The sequence below is a fragment of the Vibrio sp. SCSIO 43137 genome (assembly GCF_028201475.1).
Lineage (GTDB): Bacteria > Pseudomonadota > Gammaproteobacteria > Enterobacterales > Vibrionaceae > Vibrio.
In genome coordinates this window covers 726,789-747,583 of record NZ_CP116383.1, presented here as the reverse complement: position 1 = coordinate 747,583, position 20,795 = coordinate 726,789, and the positions used below count along the sequence as shown (strand labels likewise).

17 protein-coding genes are annotated in these 20,795 nt (G+C 46.7%); 1 reads left to right on the top strand and 16 read right to left on the bottom strand.

The window, feature by feature from the left end; translation table 11 throughout:
• Positions 1-43 precede the first annotated feature (43 nt).
• The 15 genes from PK654_RS03620 to PK654_RS03550 all read right to left on the bottom strand — a co-directional run bounded on the left by PK654_RS03620 (position 44) and on the right by PK654_RS03550 (position 13,789).
• The gene (locus tag PK654_RS03620) at positions 44-1,153 is read right to left on the bottom strand and encodes an HD domain-containing phosphohydrolase (protein WP_271697713.1); all 1,110 of its coding nucleotides are present in this window, start codon (positions 1,151-1,153) and stop codon (positions 44-46) included.
• A gap of 258 nt (positions 1,154-1,411) precedes the next feature.
• A complete protein-coding gene (gene pgpA / locus PK654_RS03615; protein ID WP_271697712.1) occupies positions 1,412-1,915 on the bottom strand; it encodes a phosphatidylglycerophosphatase A in 504 nt (167 codons plus the stop codon).
• On the bottom strand, positions 1,912-2,886 hold the full coding sequence (thiL, locus tag PK654_RS03610) for a thiamine-phosphate kinase (protein ID WP_271697710.1): 975 nt from the start codon (positions 2,884-2,886) through the stop codon (positions 1,912-1,914). The genes pgpA and thiL overlap by 4 nt, the downstream gene beginning before the upstream one ends.
• A 77-nt stretch (positions 2,887-2,963) precedes the next feature.
• Positions 2,964-3,431, bottom strand: a complete 468-nt coding sequence (gene nusB, locus PK654_RS03605) for a transcription antitermination factor NusB (RefSeq protein ID WP_271697709.1) — start codon at positions 3,429-3,431, stop codon at positions 2,964-2,966.
• Positions 3,431-3,901, bottom strand: a complete 471-nt coding sequence (ribH, locus tag PK654_RS03600) for a 6,7-dimethyl-8-ribityllumazine synthase (protein ID WP_271697708.1) — start codon at positions 3,899-3,901, stop codon at positions 3,431-3,433. The genes nusB and ribH overlap by 1 nt, the downstream gene beginning before the upstream one ends.
• 138 nt (positions 3,902-4,039) lie before the next feature.
• The gene (gene ribBA / locus PK654_RS03595) at positions 4,040-5,152 is read right to left on the bottom strand and encodes a bifunctional 3,4-dihydroxy-2-butanone-4-phosphate synthase/GTP cyclohydrolase II (RefSeq protein WP_271697707.1); all 1,113 of its coding nucleotides are present in this window, start codon (positions 5,150-5,152) and stop codon (positions 4,040-4,042) included.
• Positions 5,153-5,176: 24 nt separating this feature from the next.
• Positions 5,177-5,833, bottom strand: a complete 657-nt coding sequence (locus tag PK654_RS03590) for a riboflavin synthase (protein ID WP_271697706.1) — start codon at positions 5,831-5,833, stop codon at positions 5,177-5,179.
• Positions 5,834-5,838: 5 nt separating this feature from the next.
• Entirely contained in the window at positions 5,839-6,948 is a 1,110-nt protein-coding gene (gene ribD, locus PK654_RS03585; protein WP_271697705.1) for a bifunctional diaminohydroxyphosphoribosylaminopyrimidine deaminase/5-amino-6-(5-phosphoribosylamino)uracil reductase RibD, read from the bottom strand.
• 1 nt (position 6,949) lies between these two features.
• Positions 6,950-7,399 (bottom strand): transcriptional regulator NrdR, encoded by a 450-nt coding sequence (gene nrdR, locus PK654_RS03580; RefSeq protein WP_271697704.1) that lies wholly within the window; start codon positions 7,397-7,399, stop codon positions 6,950-6,952.
• 143 nt (positions 7,400-7,542) lie between these two features.
• Positions 7,543-8,793, bottom strand: a complete 1,251-nt coding sequence (locus PK654_RS03575; protein WP_271697703.1) for a glutamate-5-semialdehyde dehydrogenase — start codon at positions 8,791-8,793, stop codon at positions 7,543-7,545.
• A 10-nt stretch (positions 8,794-8,803) separates the two neighbouring features.
• Positions 8,804-9,943 (bottom strand): glutamate 5-kinase, encoded by a 1,140-nt coding sequence (proB, locus tag PK654_RS03570; RefSeq protein ID WP_271697702.1) that lies wholly within the window; start codon positions 9,941-9,943, stop codon positions 8,804-8,806.
• Positions 9,944-10,062: 119 nt separating this feature from the next.
• Entirely contained in the window at positions 10,063-10,467 is a 405-nt protein-coding gene (gene crl, locus PK654_RS03565; RefSeq protein ID WP_271697701.1) for a sigma factor-binding protein Crl, read from the bottom strand.
• Positions 10,468-10,660: 193 nt separating this feature from the next.
• The gene (frsA, locus tag PK654_RS03560; protein ID WP_271697700.1) at positions 10,661-11,902 is read right to left on the bottom strand and encodes an esterase FrsA; all 1,242 of its coding nucleotides are present in this window, start codon (positions 11,900-11,902) and stop codon (positions 10,661-10,663) included.
• Positions 11,903-11,993: 91 nt separating this feature from the next.
• Positions 11,994-12,452 (bottom strand): xanthine phosphoribosyltransferase, encoded by a 459-nt coding sequence (gene gpt, locus PK654_RS03555; RefSeq protein WP_271697699.1) that lies wholly within the window; start codon positions 12,450-12,452, stop codon positions 11,994-11,996.
• A 47-nt stretch (positions 12,453-12,499) separates the two neighbouring features.
• Positions 12,500-13,789: an NCS2 family permease gene (locus tag PK654_RS03550; protein WP_271697698.1), complete on the bottom strand. Its 1,290-nt coding sequence runs from the start codon at positions 13,787-13,789 to the stop codon at positions 12,500-12,502.
• A 1,188-nt stretch (positions 13,790-14,977) separates the two neighbouring features.
• Between PK654_RS03550 and PK654_RS03545 the strand changes: the two genes are divergently transcribed.
• Entirely contained in the window at positions 14,978-16,447 is a 1,470-nt protein-coding gene (locus tag PK654_RS03545; protein WP_271697697.1) for an aminoacyl-histidine dipeptidase, read from the top strand.
• Between the two features lie 197 nt (positions 16,448-16,644).
• Here the strand turns inward: PK654_RS03545 and purL are convergent, their stop codons facing one another.
• A complete protein-coding gene (gene purL, locus PK654_RS03540) occupies positions 16,645-20,535 on the bottom strand; it encodes a phosphoribosylformylglycinamidine synthase (protein ID WP_271697696.1) in 3,891 nt (1,296 codons plus the stop codon).
• Positions 20,536-20,795 lie beyond the last annotated feature (260 nt).

Below are 20,795 nucleotides of genomic sequence, written 5' to 3'. Positions count from 1 at the left end.
AATAAGGCTTCAGTTTTGAAGCCTTTTTTGTACCCGCTAATTATTAACGTGACAGTATCGACGCCATCACTTTATTGAACACCTCTATCCAAAAAGGACAAAACTGACTGCCGCCAGCTAAATTAATCTCCTGAATGGCTCTTTTCATAGGCCTTTTAAGGTGAACATCGTGTGCTCTGTTATGAGTCATGGCTTCGAATGCGTCAATCAGGGCGAGGATCTTAGCACCGTCAGTTATTTCATCTCCGGACAAGCCTTGCGGGTACCCTGTGCCGTCAAACCTTTCATGATGCTGATGGATATACTGACGCGCTTCAGCCCAGTGAGGCATCTCTGATAAAAAGGCCACACCCCGCAGTACATGGCCACGCAACCTTGCTATTTCAGCGTCAGTAAACTGGCCGTTTTTTCTCAGCAGGGCCAGCGGAAGAAGAGACATTCCCACATCGTGCAGATAGACCGCAGCCCTAAGCTGCTTTTCGTCCACCCGGTTACCGGCAAATTTGTTTAGCAACAGGGCAAGTTTAAGCTGTCTGCCACTCCTTCCCTGCCAGTTATCAACTCTCTGCTCCACCGGTTCCATTATGTTGTGAAAAAACACCAGATCCGGCTCAACTTCGCTATCCCAGTCGATCTGCAACTCATCCATCTCATGAGGCAAGTACGCCTTATCGTTCTGCTCTGCTAACGAAGGCTCAAGAATAACCAGTGCCCTATACAGTAATGCTTGATATCCGTCGGTCTGATCAGGGTTTACCTGAGCGATATAATCTGTCGCGGCAGCAAACATCTCATCGTCATACTCTGCTGCACCTTTTCGCACACAGTCATCAACAAATGCCTGCACATGGTCAAAGACTGTCAGCAATAAATCCGATATCAGGCTGTCATATTGAATAACACCATCTCTCATCATTCCTAGGATATCTTCTGTGGCAGTCAACAAGGGAAGCAGCGGAGACATCTGCCCCACCGCAACATCACCCTTAATGGTGTGTACAGAACGAAATACCTTATCAAGCAACTTACGATCTTCAGGCTCATGACTCAGCATAATAAGAGTGTTAGCCGTCTCTTCACTCAGCAGGTTCAATTCATCAACGATGTCGAACAGTAAATCATCTTCCAGCTCTTGCGGGGTAAATACTTTCATCCTTGGGTTCCACTCTTATCGACAAGCTAAACCTGATATCAATAGGATCACTTTGCCGTCCAACGTTAGGTATATAGAATTATAATTTCATCAGAAAAAGTATAACTGAGAGCTATGAATTTGAGGTGGGATAACCTCTAAATATAGACAAATAGTTTCACTGAAATCTATCAGACTTGGGAGTTTAAGAGGGAGAGGACAGAAAAAGGAGGGAAATCAGGACGATAATATAAGTAATCGCCCTGCTAAATCATTAATTTAGGCCAGCCAGCCTGCATAGCGGCCAATCAGATACAGGGCAATGGCAGACATCACACCGGCAACAATATCGTCCAGCATAATACCCAGCCCGCCATGAACACGCTTATCCAGCCAGCCGATAGGCCATGGTTTTACCATGTCAAAAAAACGGAACAAGATAAAACCGGCGATTAGCCATTTCCACTCAGTAACGGGAAGCTTAAACAGCGGCACAATGCTCATGGTAATCCAGAACCCGGCAAACTCATCCCAGACAATAGAGCCGTGATCATGTACGCCCATATCATCAGAAGTTACCTGACAAATCTTCACCCCAATAAAACAGGAGAGCACAACCAGCAACAGATATACCGGTAACGGAGCCTGAACCAGCAGCAGATAGAAAGGAACCGCCGCAAGGGTACCCATGGTGCCGGGTATCACCGGTGATAGCCCGCTGCCAAACCCGGTTGCCAGCAGATGCCAGATATTTGATAAAGAGAGTTTGTCTAAAGGGTTCATTGATTTACCTTAAAGTGATCGTAGCCGTCCAGTTTCCAGTCCAGCTTTTTCCCCTGTTTTGACAGCTGAAAATAGCCCTCAGGGCGTATCTGGCCTATACAGGTAACTTTGGTGCCGATATGAGACAGAGAGCTTTCAATACTGCCGCGGAATGCATCCGGTACAGTAAAGCAGAGTTCGTACTCCTCTCCGCTGGTCAATGCCATTTGCTGAGCCTGTTCCAGCGACGAACAGAAATCAATCAGAGAGCCTGACAGAGGCAGGGCATCCACATCGATATGGGCTCCGACTCCTGAACTGCTCAGGATATGTTGCAGATCAGAAACTAAGCCGTCTGAAATATCAATACAGGAAGAGGCGATATTCAGCAGTGCCTGACCTGCCAGAATTCTTGGTGTCGCCAGATAGTGTTCCTGTTCCAGTTTAGCCGCCCCCGGTTTGTCTCTCTCTTCAGGATTGAGAATAACATCCAGTCCGGCTTTGCTGCGGCCAAGATCCCCAGTGACATAGATCCAGTCGCCAAGTTGCGCTCCGCTGCGGCACAGCGCGCGGTTTTCAGGTACAAAGCCCTGAACCGTCAGCGTGATACTTAACGGGCCTTTGGTGGTGTCACCGCCTATCAGCTGAATACTAAAATAGTCTGCCAGCTTAAAAAACGAGTCACTAAAAGCCCGCAACCACTCATCATTCTGCTCCGGCAGAGTCAGGGCAAGGGAAGCCCATGCAGGCGTTGCCCCCATAGCAGCGAGGTCACTCAGGTTAGAAGCCAGTGCCTTATGGGCAACAAGTGCCGGGTCAGCATCTGCGAGGAAGTGAGTACCCGCTACCAAGGTATCTGTTGTAATCGCTATCAGGGAGTTTTCCGGCGCTTTCACAAGGGCACAATCATCGCCCACGGCCAGATGTACATCTCTGCGCTGGCTTTGGCGATGATTAAAATATTTATCAATTAAACTAAATTCACCGGACATAGTTACTGTTTAGCAATATTAATTAGGCAATAAAAAATAGGGCCAGCATTTGCTGGCCCTGTATTATAGTCGGATAACTATTTCTTGCGAACATGTGGTGCGGCTTTATCCAGCACCCCGTTAACAAATTTGTGACTGTCTTCCGCTGCGAACACTTTAGCCAGTTCAATCGCTTCATTGATAACCACCTTATAAGGCACATCATCACGGCGTGTCATTTCATACATAGCTAAACGCAGAAGAGCCAGCTCCATCATATCCAGATCCTGCATCGGACGGGAAAGATACGGACGAAGTTTACTATCCAGTTCAGTGTGACTTAGTACAACCCCGCTCAGCAGGTCGCGAAAATAAGCTACGTCTGTTTCCGGTGCAGCAAGTGAAGGTTCATCAGCATGATGCTCTTCTTCTTCATACTTACCACCTGATAAAAAGTGCTCTTCAAGTGTGGCAACATTTTCTTTAGTCACTTGCCAAGAATAGATTGCTTGTAAAGCAAATTGACGTGCATTACGACGTGCGGCTGGTTTCACACTGGCCCCCATTAGGAATCGATTTCTGAAAGAACGTTGATCATTTCAAGCGCGCTTAGTGCAGCCTCTGCACCCTTATTACCAGCCTTGGTTCCTGCGCGTTCAATGGCCTGATCAATAGTATCAACGGTCAGCACACCAAATGCTACTGGAAGGCTATATTCCAGAGAAACTTGTGCCAGACCTTTATTACATTCACTACAAACATAGTCAAAGTGAGGAGTACCACCACGGATAACAGAACCCAGTGAAACAATCGCATCAAACTTACCAGTTTTAGCTACACGTTGAGCAGTCAGAGGCAGTTCTACTGCACCCGGACAACGTACAACGGTAATATTGTCTTCACTAACCTGTCCATGACGCTTTAAAGTGTCGATAGCACCAGAAAGTAAACTTTCATTAATAAAGCTATTGAAACGGGAAATAACGATAGCAATTTTTGCGTTCGGAGCCGGGAATCCACCCTCGATCACTTTCATAAGCCTTCCTTCAACTAATCCATAAAGTGAGAATCGCCGGATTCTAGCACAAATTTGTGAGCAATATCTAGGAAAACAGCCCTATTGCTCAACTCCGGCGTGAAATAAATTTTCTGACGGTTTTCTCTGAATACCTGACTACTTGGTGACGTACTCAACCACTTCCAGTCCAAAACCGCCAAGAGCATGATAACGCTTGTCATCTGAGGAGAGCAGCTTCATTTTACTGACGCCTAAATCCGCCAGAATCTGGGATCCAATGCCGACGCGACGAGATGTTCCCTGCTTCTTAGCCATAGTAGGAACTTCACCTTTATCCTGCTGTTCGAACATTTTCACACGGTGGATCAGCAAATCGGTCGGTTCTTCATGGCCAAGGATAACCAGCACCCCGCCCTCTTCTCCGATACGTTTCATAGCCGTGTCCAGTGTCCAGCTGCGGTCAGCATTACGGTTGGAGCGCAGCAGATCGGTAAAGATATCGTGCAGGTGCACACGAACCAGACAAGCTTGATCAGCAGAGATGGTTCCCTTACGAAGAGCATAGTGAACTTCGTTATCAATAGTGTCGCGATACGTTACCAGTTCAAAATCACCAAACTCAGTCGGAAGCTTACACTCTGCCACTCTTTCAATAGTGGTTTCTGTGTTGTTACGGTATTCGATCAGAGAAGCAATTGTACCCAACTTAATATCGTGTTTTTCAGCGAACACTTCCAGATCCGGACGGCGTGCCATAGTGCCGTCTTCATTGAGAATCTCAACAATCACAGAAGCTGGTTCAAGGCCGGCAAGTCTGGCCAGATCACAGCCGGCTTCAGTATGTCCGGCACGGGTCAAAACACCACCTTCCTGAGCCGCCAGCGGGAAGATATGCCCCGGTTGAACCAGATCCGCCGCTTTGGCATCTTTTGCAACTGCGGCCTGAACCGTTACTGCCCTGTCTGCTGCTGAAATCCCCGTGGTTACACCCTCTGCAGCTTCAATAGAAACCGTAAAGTTAGTGGTGTACTGAGCGTTATTGTCCTGAACCATAGGTGCAAGTCCAAGATTAATGCAACGCTCTTTTGTCAGAGTCAGGCAGATAAGCCCGCGGCCGTGAGTGGCCATAAAGTTGATCGCTTCCGGCGTGATATGTTCTGCGGCCATAATGATATCGCCTTCATTTTCGCGATCCTCATCATCCATCAGGATAACCATCTTACCTAAACGAATATCTTCAATAATTTCTTGCGGCGTACTAATCGGCATTGTTCTGTCCTTTTTTATTATTTATTATGCAAATCCATTTTGTTGCAGGAACTCCATGGTCAGCCTTGAAGGCTTCTCCTCTTTACCACTATTACCTTGTAGTAAACGTTCCATATAACGGGCTAACACATCCACTTCCAGATTGACTTTTTTACCCACCTGAAAAGTATCTATGGTTGTCTCTTCTGAGGTGTGAGGCACAATAGTCAGCTTAAACGCATTCTCGCGTAAATCATTAACCGTCAGACTGATTCCGTCAACGGTAATAGAACCTTTATACGCGACATAACGGGAGATCTCTTCCGGCATATCGATCCAGTATTCCACCGCTCTGCCAACCTGATGACGCTCGGCAATAACGCCCACACCGTCAACGTGACCAGAAACAATATGGCCGCCAAAACGGGTTGTCGGCAACATCGCCTTCTCAAGGTTTACAGGGTCGCCCACATTGGCAGAGTCAAACCCGGTTAACTTAAGGGTTTCAAGGGATAAATCTGCGCTATAGCTGTTTTCGCTAAACTGCACCACAGTCAGGCAGACACCGTTGGTGGCAATACTGTCACCCAATTTTACATCGGACATATCCAGCTTGCCGCTATTAACGGTAATAGAGATGTCTTCTCCCTTGGGCGTAATGGCAGCAAGGGTACCTGTCGCTTCTATAATTCCTGTAAACATAATACTCAGTTTTTCTTTATTGCCGCGATTAGCCGGATATCTTTGCCGACCATTCGCATATCTTTAATTTCCAGGTCAATCACCTGATCCATGCTCTCAAGACCAAGCAGGTTAATCAGGCTACGGCCATCAGCGCCCATTAATTTAGGTGCCAGATAAATAATAAGTTCATCTACCAGATTTTGCTTAATAAAACCGGCCGCTAATGTAGCCCCGGCCTCAACCCAGATATGATTAATATTGTGTTCGCCACACATTGTGTCCAGAAGTGGAGCCAACTCTAATCTGCCTTCAGAGTCTGCAGAGCCTTTAATATCAGCCGGAGCTGTGTCTGAGACAGTTAAGATTTTACCGTCACAGCGAAACAGTTTTAATGAAGGATCAAGTTGGTGTTGACGATCAAGAATAACCCGTAACGGCTGACGAAGGTTCTGTTGTGGATACTCCATTTGCACTGAAGCGGGCAGATCATCCCAGCGCACATTCAGAGAAGCGTTATCGTCGGTTACGGTTTTACTGCTGGAGAGAATCGCTCCGGACATGGCTCTGAAACGCTGCACATCTTTGCGCGCTTCAATTGAGGTAATCCACTGGCTCTGGCCATTACTTAGTGCGGTCTGCCCGTCAAGGCTGGCAGCCAGTTTAAGCTGCACGAAAGGCTTGCCGGTTTTCATTGTTTTGATAAACGCAGGGTTAAGGGCTTCAGAGTCTGACTCTAGCAAACCAACCTCAACCTCTATACCAGCCTCTCGAAGAATTTTAATGCCCCTGCCCGCTACCTGCGGGTTAGGATCCTGCATCGCGCAAATCACCTTAGCCACTTTGGCCTTGACCAGAGCTTCAGCGCAGGGAGGTGTCCGGCCATAATGGGAGCATGGCTCAAGGGTCACGTATGCGGTGGCACCTTCGGCTTTCTCTTGTGCCTGACGCAAGGCGAATACTTCGGCATGGGGCTGACCCGACTGATAGTGATACCCTTCACCAATAATCTGCTCATCTTTGGTGATCACACAGCCCACCATAGGGTTGGGTGCAGTGGTGTAACGTCCTTTCTTGGCCAGTTTCAGGGCTCTGGACATCATTTCGATATCGAATGCAGAAAATTTGCTGCTCATATCAATCTTCCAGCTTGGCGATCTCTTCACCAAACTCACGGATATCTTCAAAACTGCGATAGACAGAAGCAAAACGAATATAAGCAACCTTATCCAGAATCTTCAGTTGTTCCATCACCAGATTACCAATCATTGCACTTGGTACTTCGCGTTCACCTGTTGCTCTCAACTTAGATTTGATATTGCTGATAGCCAACTCGATAGAGTCAGCACTTACCGGGCGTTTCTCCAGCGCTCTCTGAATACCACCCACCATTTTATCTTCATTGAAAGGTTCACGGTTACCGTTGGATTTAATCACCTTAGGCATAACCAGTTCTGCAGTTTCAAAGGTGGTAAACCTCTCACTACAGGCAAGACATTGGCGGCGACGGCGTACCTGATGGCCATCAGCCACCAGACGGGAATCGATCACTTTTGTATCATTCTCAGAACAAAACGGGCAATGCATATTACCTCCATAGCACTATTGCTTGGTACACTTCTGTACCAGAGTAGATTATTGTTTTTATTAGTCGGCACAGTGTAACGGAATTAAAAAACACTGGCGAGAGAAACAAAAAGGGCTCCTGTGACAGAGCCCTCTATTTTCCTTTAAGGTCGCGGCAGGTAATTCGCCTTGCCAACCCATTTATAGCTTGTCAGCTCTTCCAGCCCCATTGGGCCACGGGCATGCAGTTTCTGGGTAGAAACAGCTACCTCTGCGCCAAGGCCAAATTGCGCACCATCGGTAAAGCGGGTAGATGCGTTAACATATACCGCCGCAGAGCCGACAGAGTTAATAAACCGCTCTGCACTCTCAAGATTGTTGGTCATTATCGCATCGGAATGACTGGCGTTATGTACCCGCATATGATCAATGGCTTCAGCCAAGTCTTCTACTACTTTAACGCCAAGGGTAAAGCTCAGCCATTCCGTATCGAAGTCCCCTTCCCCTGCATCACGAACGCCGGAGAAACCAGCCAGTACCGCTTTTGCTTTGGCTTCAGCAACCAGTTCTACCTTATCGGCCAGCTTATTAGCCAGCATAGGCAGGAACTTCTCTGCAACAGCCTGATGCACCAGTAGTGTATCCAAAGCATTACAAGCTGAAGGACGCTGAACTTTGGCGTTCTCAACCACTTCAAGGGATTTTTCAAGATCAGCGCTGTCATCAACAAAGATATGACTGATACCAAAGCCACCGATAATGACAGGAATGGTGCTGTTCTCTTTACACATTTTATGCAGGCCTGCACCACCACGCGGAATGATCATATCTACGTAATCATCCAACTTAAGCAGTTGTGATACTAACTCGCGATCTGGTTTTTCAATATACTGAACCGATGCAGCCGGCAGTTCCGCCTTTTCCAGTGCATTCTGAATCACTTTTACCAACTCCATATTGGAGTGGAAAGTCTCTTTACCACCACGAAGGATGCTGGCGTTGCCGGTTTTCAGGCACAGTGCGGCAATATCGATGGTGACATTCGGACGAGCTTCATAGATAACACCCACCACGCCAAGAGGGACTCGGCGACGGCTAAGTGACATGCCATTTTCCAGCACTTTGCTGTCTATTTCACTGCCCACAGGATCATTCAGGCCAATGACGTTACGAACGTCACCGGCAATACCTGCCAGGCGCTGCGGGTTTAAAAGCAGGCGATCCAATAAAGCTTCTGTCAGCCCGGCCGCTCTGCCGTTTTCAATATCCTTTTGGTTAGCCGCCAGAATACTCTCAGCATTTGCTTCCAGCTCATCAGCAATAATGGCCAGTGCCTTATTCTTTTGCGCCGTTGGTGCTGTTGCCAGATGAAAAGCAGCCTCTTTGGCCGCTTTTCCCATTTGAATGAGTTCCATGTTCTGTTCCTTACTCATGAATCACCACCAGGTCATCTCTGTGGATCACTTCCGAACCATAGTCATAACCTAGTGTTGAGTTAATATCTTTACTGTGTTTACCGGCAATCTTGATCAGATCGCTACTTGAGTAGCTGGAAATGCCTTTAGCAATCAGCTCTCCCTTGCTGTTTTTCACCCTTGCCACTTCACCGCGGGCAAAGCCACCGGTCACCTTAACCACACCTTTTGCCAGCAAACTGCTGCCACGCTCTACAACCGCTTTAATGGCTCCGTCATCAATAACGATATCACCGGAGGCAATTGGCCCGGCCAGAATCCATCTCTTTCGGTTTTCCAGTGACTCAGGCAGAGGCAAAAAACGGGTTCCGTGAGGCTGTTCTGCTAACGCATCACAAATAACATTGTCAGCACTTCCGGCGGCAATAATCACTTCAATACCAGCCCTGCGGGCAATATCGGCCGCCTGAAGCTTAGTCGCCATTCCGCCGGTACCAAGAGTGGTTCCGCTGCCACCCGCTATTTTAATTAGGGTTTCATCAATAGTAGTGACTTCGCGAATAAGCTCGGCGTCAGGATTGCTTCTCGGATCAGCAGTAAATAAGCCCGGTTGATCCGTCAGTAGTAACAACTTATCTGCACCACATAAAATTCCCACCAGAGCTGACAAGTTATCATTGTCGCCAACCTTGATTTCAGAGGTTGCTACGGCATCATTTTCGTTAACGATAGGAATAATATCGTTATCTACCAGCGCATTAATGGTGTCACGGGCGTTGAGAAAACGCTCCCGGTCTTCAAGATCGGCCCGTGTCAGCAGCATCTGTCCAATTTTGATTCCGTAGATAGCAAACAGAGATTCCCAAACCTGAATCAGCTGGCTCTGGCCGACTGCAGCCAGTAACTGCTTACTTGCCATTGAGTTGGGGAGTGCGGGGTAACCGAGATGCTCACGACCGGCAGCAATTGCACCGGAAGAAACCATTACCACAGAGTGGCCTCGTTTTTTTAGCTCGGCGCACTGACGAGCCAGCTCAACCATATGAGCTTTATCCAGCTGCAGAGTACCACCAGTAAGCACACTGGTTCCAAGCTTGACAATAATTGTCTGCTTTTCTGAAGCTTTCCCGCTTTGTTGATTCACTGTCATACTAACTACATAAAAAAGGTCAATAAGAGTGATGTTTTATCAATCAATCCCTGATTACACAAGCAGAAAAGGCGCTAAAAAGCGCCTTTTAATACAATTAACCTGTTTAGCCGGGAAAATCAGCTGATTTCCTCAGACTCTTCATGAATCAGCAGCTCTATTTCAAACCGTTCCAGTAATACTTTTTTCAGTTTTACCACAAATTCACTTTGCGTGCGGGCGACTTCCGGCTGAGCTTTCTTAGGGACATCCGCTCCGTCCCACTTCCCGTCTTTGTTGTATATCCCATATCTGAAATTCGCCACATAACTCAGGCTGGCGCTCTGTTCATTTAGTGCATCCAACTCCATCCACCAGCCCCAGAACTCTCTCTCTTCTGGTGATTTTTTGTCGTTTACACAGACAGACAGGCAATCAAACAGATAGTGCCCCTCGTTAGAGTCTGATTCTCTTAAGTAAGGGCCAATGGCCCTTAACGCAGTAAGTAACCTGAAATGTGTCGGTGCTGCTGCTAATTCTGTCATATAAACTCCCTTTTATATCAAGAAAAATACTGCAAATCGTCCGCTGTTACTCTTCCCCGGAGCTGCGGAAATTATTATTTCCAGACATCAGATGAAGATTTCAACTCACCATCTTCCCTTATCTGGATATATTAGTTTTGTACGAAAAACTAACTTAATAAACCTATGCTTACAAAAAAAGCCTGATATGTCATTAGATTAATTCATCTTCAAGCCATTTTATCGCTAAATCTAGCGATTGCTCATATCCTGAAGAGATGGATTTGGCTGAAATCTGCTTTGCTTTTCCGTAATGGCTAAACATTGCAGCCAGACGATTATCAGACAGAGGAGAGACAGGGTCGCCTTCTAAAGCCATAGCCAGAATCGGCACCTTGGTACGTTTACTGGTCAGAAAGCCCTGTACTTTAAGAGACCAGGCCATCATCTGACCGGCCAGACTATTAATATCGACGGCGGTTTTACCCAGCCTTGATGCCAGTACATCTAAGTACATTTTTGACATGGCTTTTACTTTGGCCGGAGAGGAAAATACATCGTGAATCGGAGCGCCGAGCGCAACACAGGCTTTAATTCTGTTCTGCTCCATAAAGGAGAGCCGTAACATGGCATTACCACCAAACCGGTAACCCAGTAATCCGACTTTATGGTGGTCTACCCATGGCAGGTGCGGTAACTCATCCAAAACCGCTTTGTGTAGCTTGCAGGAGTCTTCTGTCAGTTGCCAGTGGCTGCTGGAACCAACCGACGGCATATCCACGGTCAACATGGCAATCTCTTTTTCCGCCAGATAATCGCGGAAAATACGCCATAAATCGGTCTGAAGAGTATCCAGTCCGGCACTGACGATAACCAGAGGTAGCTGTCTTTCCGTATGAGGAAGGTGCAAGTTAGCCTGAATGTTTTTTCCCTGATAAGGCACATTGATCTGTCGGGTAATGTAACGGCTGGCCTTCATCGCCTCTTCATATGCAGAAGTGGCGAGTACCTGAGCCTGAATAGCCAGATTATCTCCCCGCAAATGAGGGTAACCGGCAATACTAAAACAGAGGCTGGCAGTAAAGAACTCCTCTGCCGCTTCATCGCCACTCAGCTCAGCAGCCTTTTTCTGATGCTGCATTCCGACATTAGTCCATTCATAGGCCCAGTTTCCCGGACGGTAACCAATCACCGTATCCAGCCACTCGTCTTCGGTGCGTGAATGTTCAGAAGAAGCAATCCGGGCCAGAACCTCTTCCTGCTCAATCGGATCAATTCCCTGCCAGATCCACTGATATCGCCTCAGGTTGCGGTACCATGAGTAGTGCTCCTGCTGTTTTTTTTCATCCAGAAAGGTAACACTGCTGGGCATATACTGGGTCAATCGGGAAGTTTCTTTTGCTTGTTTATGTTTTTTAAACAAGGTTTCCGAAAGGTTTTTATGGTCTTCAGACATAGCAACAACTAGAACTCGAATAAGTTTTTACATGATATAAAAAAAAATGCCCCTATACAGGGGCATTTTCGCAATATAGTAAAGAAATTACTTATTTCTTATTGATTGGATCAACAAATGCGATTTCCATATCCCATGGCTGCTCAATCCAGGTGTCCTGAGGAATATCGACGATATACTCATCAACCAGAGCGGCTCCGGCAGGTTTAGCACATACGGTAACCAGTTTCGCTTTAGGATACATTTCACGTAGCTGGCGTGCAGTGTCACCACTGTCAACCAGATCATCAACAATCAAAAAGCCTTCACCGTCACCTTCAACAGCTTTCAGTACTGTCATATCACGCTGGTGATCATGATCGTAGCTGGAGATACATACGGTATCTACATAACGAATGCCCAGTTCACGAGCTAGAATTGCAGCGGGTACTAAGCCTCCACGGCTTACACCAATAATACCTTTCCATTGTTCTGCAGGCATCTGACGCTCTGCTAGTTGGCGACAATACATTTGCATATTGTCCCAAGTAATGATGAATTTATTACTCATAATTATAATACCCGTTCTGGCTCGATAAATCGCAAAAGCATTAGCCGTTAAGCTAATGCAAATTTTAGTGCAAAAATGGCAGCAAGAACCCAGACACTGGCCGAAACTTCACGACCTTTGCCGCTAAATGCCTTAATAGCCGCATACGCGATAAAGCCAAGGGCAATACCGTCTGCGATAGAATAAGTTAATGGCATTAATAGACAAATAACAACAACCGGAGCCGCTTCCGTAAGGTCACGCCAATCGATTGCTACTAAGCCCGACATCATAAGAATCGCTACATAAAATAACGCACCCGATGTCGCATATGCTGGGATCATACCTGCTAATGGCGAGAAGAATAATGCAAGTAAGAATAAAATGCCAACCACAACTGCAGTTAATCCGGTTCTGCCACCGGAAGCGACACCAGAAACACTCTCAATATAAGAGGTTGTGTTAGAAGTACCAAGCAAAGCACCAACTGAGGTTGCCGTCGAATCAGCAAGAAGTGCGCGGTTAAGACGAGGAATTTTTCCGTCTTCTTTGATCAGGTTTGCTTTAGTCGCTACCCCTACCAGAGTTCCGGCAGTATCAAACAAGTCAACAAACAGGAAAGCAAACACAACAGAAATCATACCTACTTCAAATACTGCCGATAAATCCAGCTGCATAAAGGTAGGAGCAATACTAGGCGGAGCAGAAACAATACCGGTGAACTGAACATCTCCGAACAGAACGCCCAGAGCCGTTACTGCAAGGATAGCGATCATTACCGCTGCTTTAAATCCACGGTGCACTAAGGCAATAGTAAGGAAGAAACCAACGGCAGCCAACACACCTTTCAGGGAAGTTACCGAACCAAGGGAAACAAGGGTTGCCGGATTATCACCAACAATACCGGCGCCTTGTAGAGCAATGAAGGCAAGGAACAGACCGATACCGGCAGAGATGCCCGTTCTCAGAGACATTGGAATAGAATTAATAATCCACTCTCGAATCTTGAACACACTTAAAAGAATAAACAGAATACCGGAAAAGAATACTGCGCCAAGAGCAACCTGCCATGTATAACCCATACCAAACACTACTGAATAGGTAAAAAAGGCATTCAGTCCCATACCCGGAGCCTGCGCAATCGGATAATTGGCGATAAGCCCCATGATAAAACAACCAACCGCTGCGGCAAGGCAGGTGGCAACAAACACAGCCCCGCGATCCATGCCTGTTTCTGACAGAATGGCCGGGTTAACGAAGATGATATAAGCCATAGTAAGAAAAGTGGTCATCCCTGCGATCACTTCAGTGCGGACATTAGTTCCGTTTTCACTGAGCTTAAATAGCTTTTCCAGCATAATAAAGTTCCCTAAAACTATAAAACAACAAAATAGTAAACGTTTGCGTAAACGATTGGCACGAATTATAGAGTTATCAATTTTCAATTTCCAGCCCGAATTAGCGGTTAATGGCTAAAAACATATAAAAAGCAGTTATCACGTAGCGTTTTCGCAACATGATCAGAAAATAACCATTTGAATTACATTGATTAATAATAGAAAAACACCATTCCATCTGACTGATGTTTTTTTGCGCCAAATCAATATTTATATAAGGAAAAAACTCAGATATTGCGAAAGTATTAAGCCTATTTAAGCAGCTCTTAGAAAAGAATGAAACGAACAGCATATAAAGGCAATTAATGTAATGGATTACATTAAAGGATAAAAAAACGCTACCTAAAGCAGGTAGCGTGCGAATAACTCTGACCCAGTATAACTGGTATAAATTCGAAATAATTGGGGGGTGAACTTAACGTTCAAATCACAAATAATTGTGAATTCTGTTAGTAGCCAAAGCTTGTTGGATACTGGAAATTCTGTGTGTAGATTGATGGTTCAACCCAAAACAGTGTAGAAACTAAACCTTTCATATTTATCACCTTTTAATCAATTTGTTGTTGACTCTCAGTTCCCTGGAGGCGATTCGCCGCTCTTTTCCCTGAGCTTAAGTTCATTTGAACTCTATTTTTCGTAATTTTGTTACAGAATCATCTGTAAAAGTGTGAATTAAGCACAACCGGTGCTTATTTCAATTAGTAACCAAAGCTTGATGGGTACTGAAAATTCTCTGTGTATACTGATGGCTCAACCCAAAACAGTGCAGAAACTAAACCTTTCATATTTATCACCTTTTCAATCAATTAAATCATGTTTGACTCTCGGTTCCCTGGAGGCGATTAGCGGGCTCTTTCCTTGAGCATTTGCTCTTCATCTCAGAAGATGGTGCTACTATAACACCATGAAATTTTATTACAAGATAAAAGTGATACAAATCACAATTTTTTATTTAAATTGACCTCGATCACTATTGATACGTAGGTAAATTACGGAAATATTCCCCATGTAAAGTTCTCATTACTACCCATATCAACTCTTTGCCCTTACCCTCTTCAGTCATCAGATTGGCAGTGATATGATGCTGCATTCTTAAAATATGACCTATATATAAATAGAGGCTTTCCGCCTTTAATAAGGAGCTACCCTGTGTCTAATTATCATTCGGAAATAAGCACGCTTTCTCCAGAGCCTGTTTGGCAGTTTTTCGATAAAATCTGCTCTATTCCTCACCCTTCCAAACATGAAGAAGCATTAGCTCAGTACATTGTCGGCTGGGCCAAAGAGCAAGGGTTGGATGTAAAAAGAGATGCAACCGGGAATGTCTTTATTAAAAAACCGGCAACGGAAGGTATGGAAAACCGTAAAGGTGTTGTGCTTCAGGCGCACATAGATATGGTTCCTCAGAAAAACGAAGATACCAAACACGACTTTGAAACCGACGCTATCCAGCCTTATATCGATGGCGAATGGGTTACCGCAAAAGGCACTACCCTTGGTGCTGACAATGGTATGGGTATGGCTTCATGCCTTGCGGTTCTGGCATCAGATGAAATCAAACACGGCCCACTGGAAGTACTGCTGACTATAGATGAAGAAGCGGGAATGACTGGCGCATTCGGTCTGGAAGAGGGCTGGCTTGAAGGAGATATCCTGCTGAACACTGACTCTGAGCAGGAAGGCGAAGTCTATATGGGCTGTGCCGGTGGTATCGACGGTACTATCACTTTCGATGTAAAACGCGAGAAGATTCCTGCCGGCTATGTTACCCGTGAACTGTCACTAAAAGGCCTTAAAGGTGGTCACTCTGGCTGTGATATTCATACCGGTCGTGGTAATGCTAACAAACTACTTGGTCGTTTCCTTGCCGGACACGCGGAAGAGCTGGAACTTAGAGTTATTGATTTCCGTGGCGGCAGCCTGCGTAACGCAATTCCGCGTGAAGCCTTTGTTACCGTTGCAGTTCCAATGGTAAATGAAGGTATGCTTAACGAGCTATTTACCAAGTTTATTAATATTCTTAAACACGAAATCGGTAAAGTAGAAACAGGCATCCTGCCTCTTTACGAAGTGGTTGAAACCGATGCACAAATGTTTAGTCAGGAGTCTCAGGATCGCTTTATTGCCGGATTAAATGCCTGCCCGAACGGTGTTATCCGCATGAGCGATGATATTCAGGGTGTGGTAGAAACCTCTCTGAATGTTGGTGTGATCACCACTAAGAAGAGCAAGGTAATTGTTCACTGCCTTATCCGTTCACTGATCGACTCCGGCCGCAGTCAGGTTGAAGGTATGCTTAGCTCAATTGCCCAGCTTGCGAAAGCCAAGGTAGAGTTTGACGGCGCATATCCGGGCTGGAAACCGGATGCAGACTCAGAAATCATGCACATATTCCGTGATGTTTATGAAGGTATCTACGGCAACAAGCCAAATATCATGGTCATCCACGCCGGCCTTGAGTGTGGCCTGTTTAAAGAACCATACCCGAATATGGATATGATCTCTTTCGGTCCGACGATTAAATTCCCTCATTCACCAGATGAGAAAGTGAAGATCGATACCGTTGCCCTGTTCTGGGAGCAGATGGTGGCTATTCTGGAAAATATTCCTAAGAAATAATCGCTAATCAGAATAATTAAGGGGTTATACGCTAACGTATAACCCCTTTTTGTTTTGACCAGAACAATATTTCTAATTGTTCTGCAGCATATGTCATTAAGCTGATATCGATAAGCAAACCCTACGCGCCAAGCTTGGCGCGGCGGAGCCCCACTCAGGAGATTAGGCATGTTCAAGCCGAATCTACCAGCAGCTATTTAACCTATATTCACTCTGGCATTGCGGAACATACGCATCCACGGGCTATCTTCGCCCCATGAATCCGGAGCCCAAGAGTTAGCTACGGTACGGAACACCCGCTCAGGGTGCGGCATCATAATGGTTACACGACCATCCGCCGTAGTTAATCCGGTAATGGCGTTCGGTGAACCGTTCGGGTTATTCGGATACTGCTGAGTCGGGTTGCCGTTATTATCAACATACCTGACCGCAACAGTACCTGACTGCTCTATCTCAGCCAGATGAGCCTGACTACGGACTTCCACCCTGCCCTCACCGTGAGACACCGCAATTGGCATTCTTGAACCTGCCATACCACTGAAGAAGAGGGACTCCGACGGCTGAATCTCTACCAGACTGAAGCGCGCTTCAAAGCGTTCTGATTCGTTGCGGACAAAGCGTGGCCAGAGGTCAGCACCCGGGATCAGCTCCTTCAGGTTAGAAAGCATCTGACAACCATTACAAACACCAAGGGAGAAAGTATCTTCGCGTCTGAAGAAGCTCTCGAACTGGTCTCTGGCAAGATTGTTAAACAGAATTGACTTCGCCCAGCCTTCGCCGGCACCTAGCACGTCACCATAGGAGAAACCGCCACAAGCCGCCAGTCCATTGAAGTTATCAAGGTTTACCCGTCCGCTGAGAATATCACTCATATGAACGTCCGTTGCATCAAAACCGGCACGGTCAAATGCAGCAGCCATTTCAACATGGGAGTTAACCCCCTGCTCGCGCAAAATCGCCATTTTCGGCTGCGCACCTTTCATAATGTAAGGCGCGGCAATATCCTGATGAACATCGAAACTCAACACAGTATTCAGGCCGGGATCGCTATTGTCAGCCTTGGCAGCGAATTCCTGATCGGCACAGTCAGGATTATCCCTGAGGGCCTGCATTTTATGAGTAGTTTCAGCCCAGATAGTACGCAGCTCGCTTCTTGAACGCTCCAGCAGTGCTGATGAACCGTGAACAATGCTAAAGCTATCAGAATCGGTCACTTCACCAATAACATGGCTGTTTTCAGCAAGGCCGAATGAGGCCAGTGTGGCAAGCACATCACCCAGAGCATGGCTCTCCACCTGAATTACAGCACCCAGCTCTTCATTAAACAGTGCCGCAACCGGCTCACCCAGTGAACTGATATCAGCACTTACGCCACAATGTCCGGCAAAGGCCATCTCTGCCAGCGTTACCAGCAGGCCTCCATCACCCTTATCATGATAAGCCAGTACCTTATCCTGCTTAACCAGACTCTGAATAGCATTAAAGAAGCCTTTCAACTGCTCAGCACTGTCCACATCTGCCGGCTTATCACCAAGTTGCTTATATACCTGTGCAAGGGCTGTCGCGCCCATACGGTTTTTGCCTTGTCCCAGATCGATAAGCACCAACCTACTCTTTCCTGCATCGGTGCGCAGCTGAGGTGTAATGGTCTTACGTACATCTTCAACTCTGGCAAAAGCAGTAATAACCAGGCTTAGAGGGGATGTAACTTCTTTCTCTTCCCCGTCTTGTTGCCACTTGGTCTTCATGGACATTGAGTCTTTACCGACAGGAATGGTCAGGCCAAGGGCAGGACAAAGTTCCTCACCTACTGCTTTCACCGCCTGATACAAGCCGGCATCTTCACCGGGGTGGCCAGCCGGAGACATCCAGTTAGCGGACAATTTAATATGTTTCAGGTCGCCAATATCTGTCGCGGCAATATTGGTGATGGACTCCCCCACCGCCAACCTAGCAGAGGCGGCATAATCCAGTAGTGCAACGGGAGTGCGCTCCCCCATTGACATGGCTTCACCATGATAGCTGTCATAACTGGCAGCCGTAACGGCGCAGTTAGCCACAGGTACCTGCCATGGGCCTACCATTTGGTCCCTTGCAACCAGACCGGTCACGGTACGGTCGCCGATAGTGATCAGGAAGGTTTTCTCCGCTACCGCAGGAAGGCGCAGAACCCTGTCTATCGCCTCATTAACATCAATACCGGCAAGTTCAAATGCAGGGTTATCCGCTTTCAGGGTTTCTGCCGTACGATGCATCTTAGGAGTTTTACCCAGCAGAATATCCATTGGCATATCAATTGGAGTATTTGAGAAGTGTGAATCTTCCAGCGTCAGATGGCGCTCTTCCGTAGCAACACCAACCACAGCAAAAGGCGTTCTTTCGCGCTTACAGATAGCTTCAAATACCGCCATATCTTCAGGAGCAACAGCCAGTACGTAACGTTCCTGAGATTCGTTACACCAGATCTCAAGCGGGCTCATACCCGGCTCATCATTAGGAACATCACGCAGCTGGAAACGGCCGCCACGCTCACCATCATCCACCAGCTCAGGCAGTGCATTCGAAATACCACCGGCACCTACATCGTGAATAAAGGCGATTGGGTTGTCTTCACCCATCTGCCAACAGCGGTCAATAACTTCCTGACAACGTCGCTCCATTTCCGGGTTTTCCCGCTGAACCGAAGCAAAATCCAAATCTTCAGCCGACTGACCGGACGCCATTGAAGAGGCAGCTCCGCCACCAAGGCCGATATTCATAGCAGGGCCACCTAATACAATCAGGCTGGCACCAACAGGGATCTCTCTTTTCTGTACATGTTCTTCTCGGATATTGCCCATACCACCGGCGATCATAATGGGCTTGTGATAACCACGCACCTCTTCGCCATTATGAGAGTTAACCTTCTCTTCATAAGTACGGAAATAACCAAGCAGATTAGGACGGCCAAATTCATTATTAAAGGCAGCGCCGCCAAGGGGGCCTTCCAGCATAATATCCAGCGCACTGACAATGCGATCCGGTTTACCAAAATCGCTCTCCCACGGCTGTTCAAAGCCCGGGATTTTAAGGTTAGATACTGAGAAGCCCACCAGGCCGGCCTTTGGCTTTCCGCCGATACCGGTAGCGCCTTCATCACGAATCTCACCGCCGGAGCCCGTTGATGCACCCGGCCAAGGTGAAATAGCAGTCGGATGGTTATGTGTCTCCACCTTCATCAGGATATGCGCTTTCTCCTGATGGTAGTTATATTGGCTAGACTCCGGATCAGGAAAGAAGCGCCCGACACTTGAGCCGGTCATAACGGCGGCGTTATCTTTATAAGCAGACAGAACATTATCCGGCGTGGTCTCAAAGGTGTTCTTAATCATCTTAAACAGGGATTTATCCTGCTTTACACCATCAATAGTCCAGTCGGCATTAAAAATTTTATGCCGGCAGTGCTCAGAGTTCGCCTGTGCAAACATCATAAGCTCAATATCATTCGGCTTACGCTGCAGGCCGGAGAAGCTTTCCAGCAGATAATCTATCTCATCTTCCGCCAGAGCAAGACCTAAGCTAATGTTAGCCTGCTCTAGTGCAGCACGACCTCCGGAGAGAACATCAACTTCAGTCACCGGCGCAGGTTCTGCAACAGTAAACAGCTGTTCAGCCATATCAAATGAAGTGAAAACGGTTTCCATCATGCGATCATGAACCAGCCCTCTCAGTACTCGCTGTTGCTCATCAGTAAGCTCTGAGGAGCTACTAATGTAATAGGCCGTACCACGTTCTAAACGCTTAATCTGCGACAAACCACAATTATGGGCGATATCCGTCGACTTCGATGACCATGGAGAGATGGTTCCCGGACGGGGAGTGACTAACAAAAGAGAACCTTCAGGTTCATGCACCTGAATTGTCGGGCCGTAGGTAAGCAGTTTTTCCAGCTTCTGCAGATTTTCCGCCGTCAGATCTTCACTCAGATCGGCAAAATGGACAAACTCGGCGTAGATATCTGTTACTGGTAAATCTTGTTCGTGACAAAGTTCAATCAGTTTTCTGACACGAAACTGCGAAAGAGCAGGTGAACCACGCAAAATTCTCATGTACTTAAGTCTCTTTGGTTAGGTAATATTGGTATAAATTCAGAGAGTTATCAGCATTCCTTGCTAAACTCACACCAATTTCACCTCAGGTTCGGCGGTATTATAGAGGAATTTTTTTTGTGACGTAACACAAAAAGCAACCGTTTGCGTCATTTTTTAAAAAAACTTTGTCTGCGCAGATAAATTGAAAATTATCACTGTTTTCCCGAATGATTCTTTGCCGCTTCCCCTAGCTTTGATATAAAGAGCCTAGTCAATTT

Bases quoted from the DNA above. Each gene is read 5' to 3' on its own strand.
- PK654_RS03620 (WP_271697713.1), bottom strand. From the start codon at position 1,153: ATGAAAGTATTTACCCCGCAAGAGCTGGAAGATGATTTACTGTTCGAC.
- pgpA (WP_271697712.1), bottom strand. From the start codon at position 1,915: ATGAACCCTTTAGACAAACTCTCTTTATCAAATATCTGGCATCTGCTG.
- thiL (WP_271697710.1), bottom strand. From the start codon at position 2,886: ATGTCCGGTGAATTTAGTTTAATTGATAAATATTTTAATCATCGCCAA.
- nusB (WP_271697709.1), bottom strand. From the start codon at position 3,431: ATGGGGGCCAGTGTGAAACCAGCCGCACGTCGTAATGCACGTCAATTT.
- ribH (WP_271697708.1), bottom strand. From the start codon at position 3,901: ATGAAAGTGATCGAGGGTGGATTCCCGGCTCCGAACGCAAAAATTGCT.
- ribBA (WP_271697707.1), bottom strand. From the start codon at position 5,152: ATGCCGATTAGTACGCCGCAAGAAATTATTGAAGATATTCGTTTAGGT.
- PK654_RS03590 (WP_271697706.1), bottom strand. From the start codon at position 5,833: ATGTTTACAGGAATTATAGAAGCGACAGGTACCCTTGCTGCCATTACG.
- ribD (WP_271697705.1), bottom strand. From the start codon at position 6,948: ATGAGCAGCAAATTTTCTGCATTCGATATCGAAATGATGTCCAGAGCC.
- nrdR (WP_271697704.1), bottom strand. From the start codon at position 7,399: ATGCATTGCCCGTTTTGTTCTGAGAATGATACAAAAGTGATCGATTCC.
- PK654_RS03575 (WP_271697703.1), bottom strand. From the start codon at position 8,793: ATGGAACTCATTCAAATGGGAAAAGCGGCCAAAGAGGCTGCTTTTCAT.
- proB (WP_271697702.1), bottom strand. From the start codon at position 9,943: ATGACAGTGAATCAACAAAGCGGGAAAGCTTCAGAAAAGCAGACAATT.
- crl (WP_271697701.1), bottom strand. From the start codon at position 10,467: ATGACAGAATTAGCAGCAGCACCGACACATTTCAGGTTACTTACTGCG.
- frsA (WP_271697700.1), bottom strand. From the start codon at position 11,902: ATGTCTGAAGACCATAAAAACCTTTCGGAAACCTTGTTTAAAAAACAT.
- gpt (WP_271697699.1), bottom strand. From the start codon at position 12,452: ATGAGTAATAAATTCATCATTACTTGGGACAATATGCAAATGTATTGT.
- PK654_RS03550 (WP_271697698.1), bottom strand. From the start codon at position 13,789: ATGCTGGAAAAGCTATTTAAGCTCAGTGAAAACGGAACTAATGTCCGC.
- purL (WP_271697696.1), bottom strand. From the start codon at position 20,535: ATGAGAATTTTGCGTGGTTCACCTGCTCTTTCGCAGTTTCGTGTCAGA.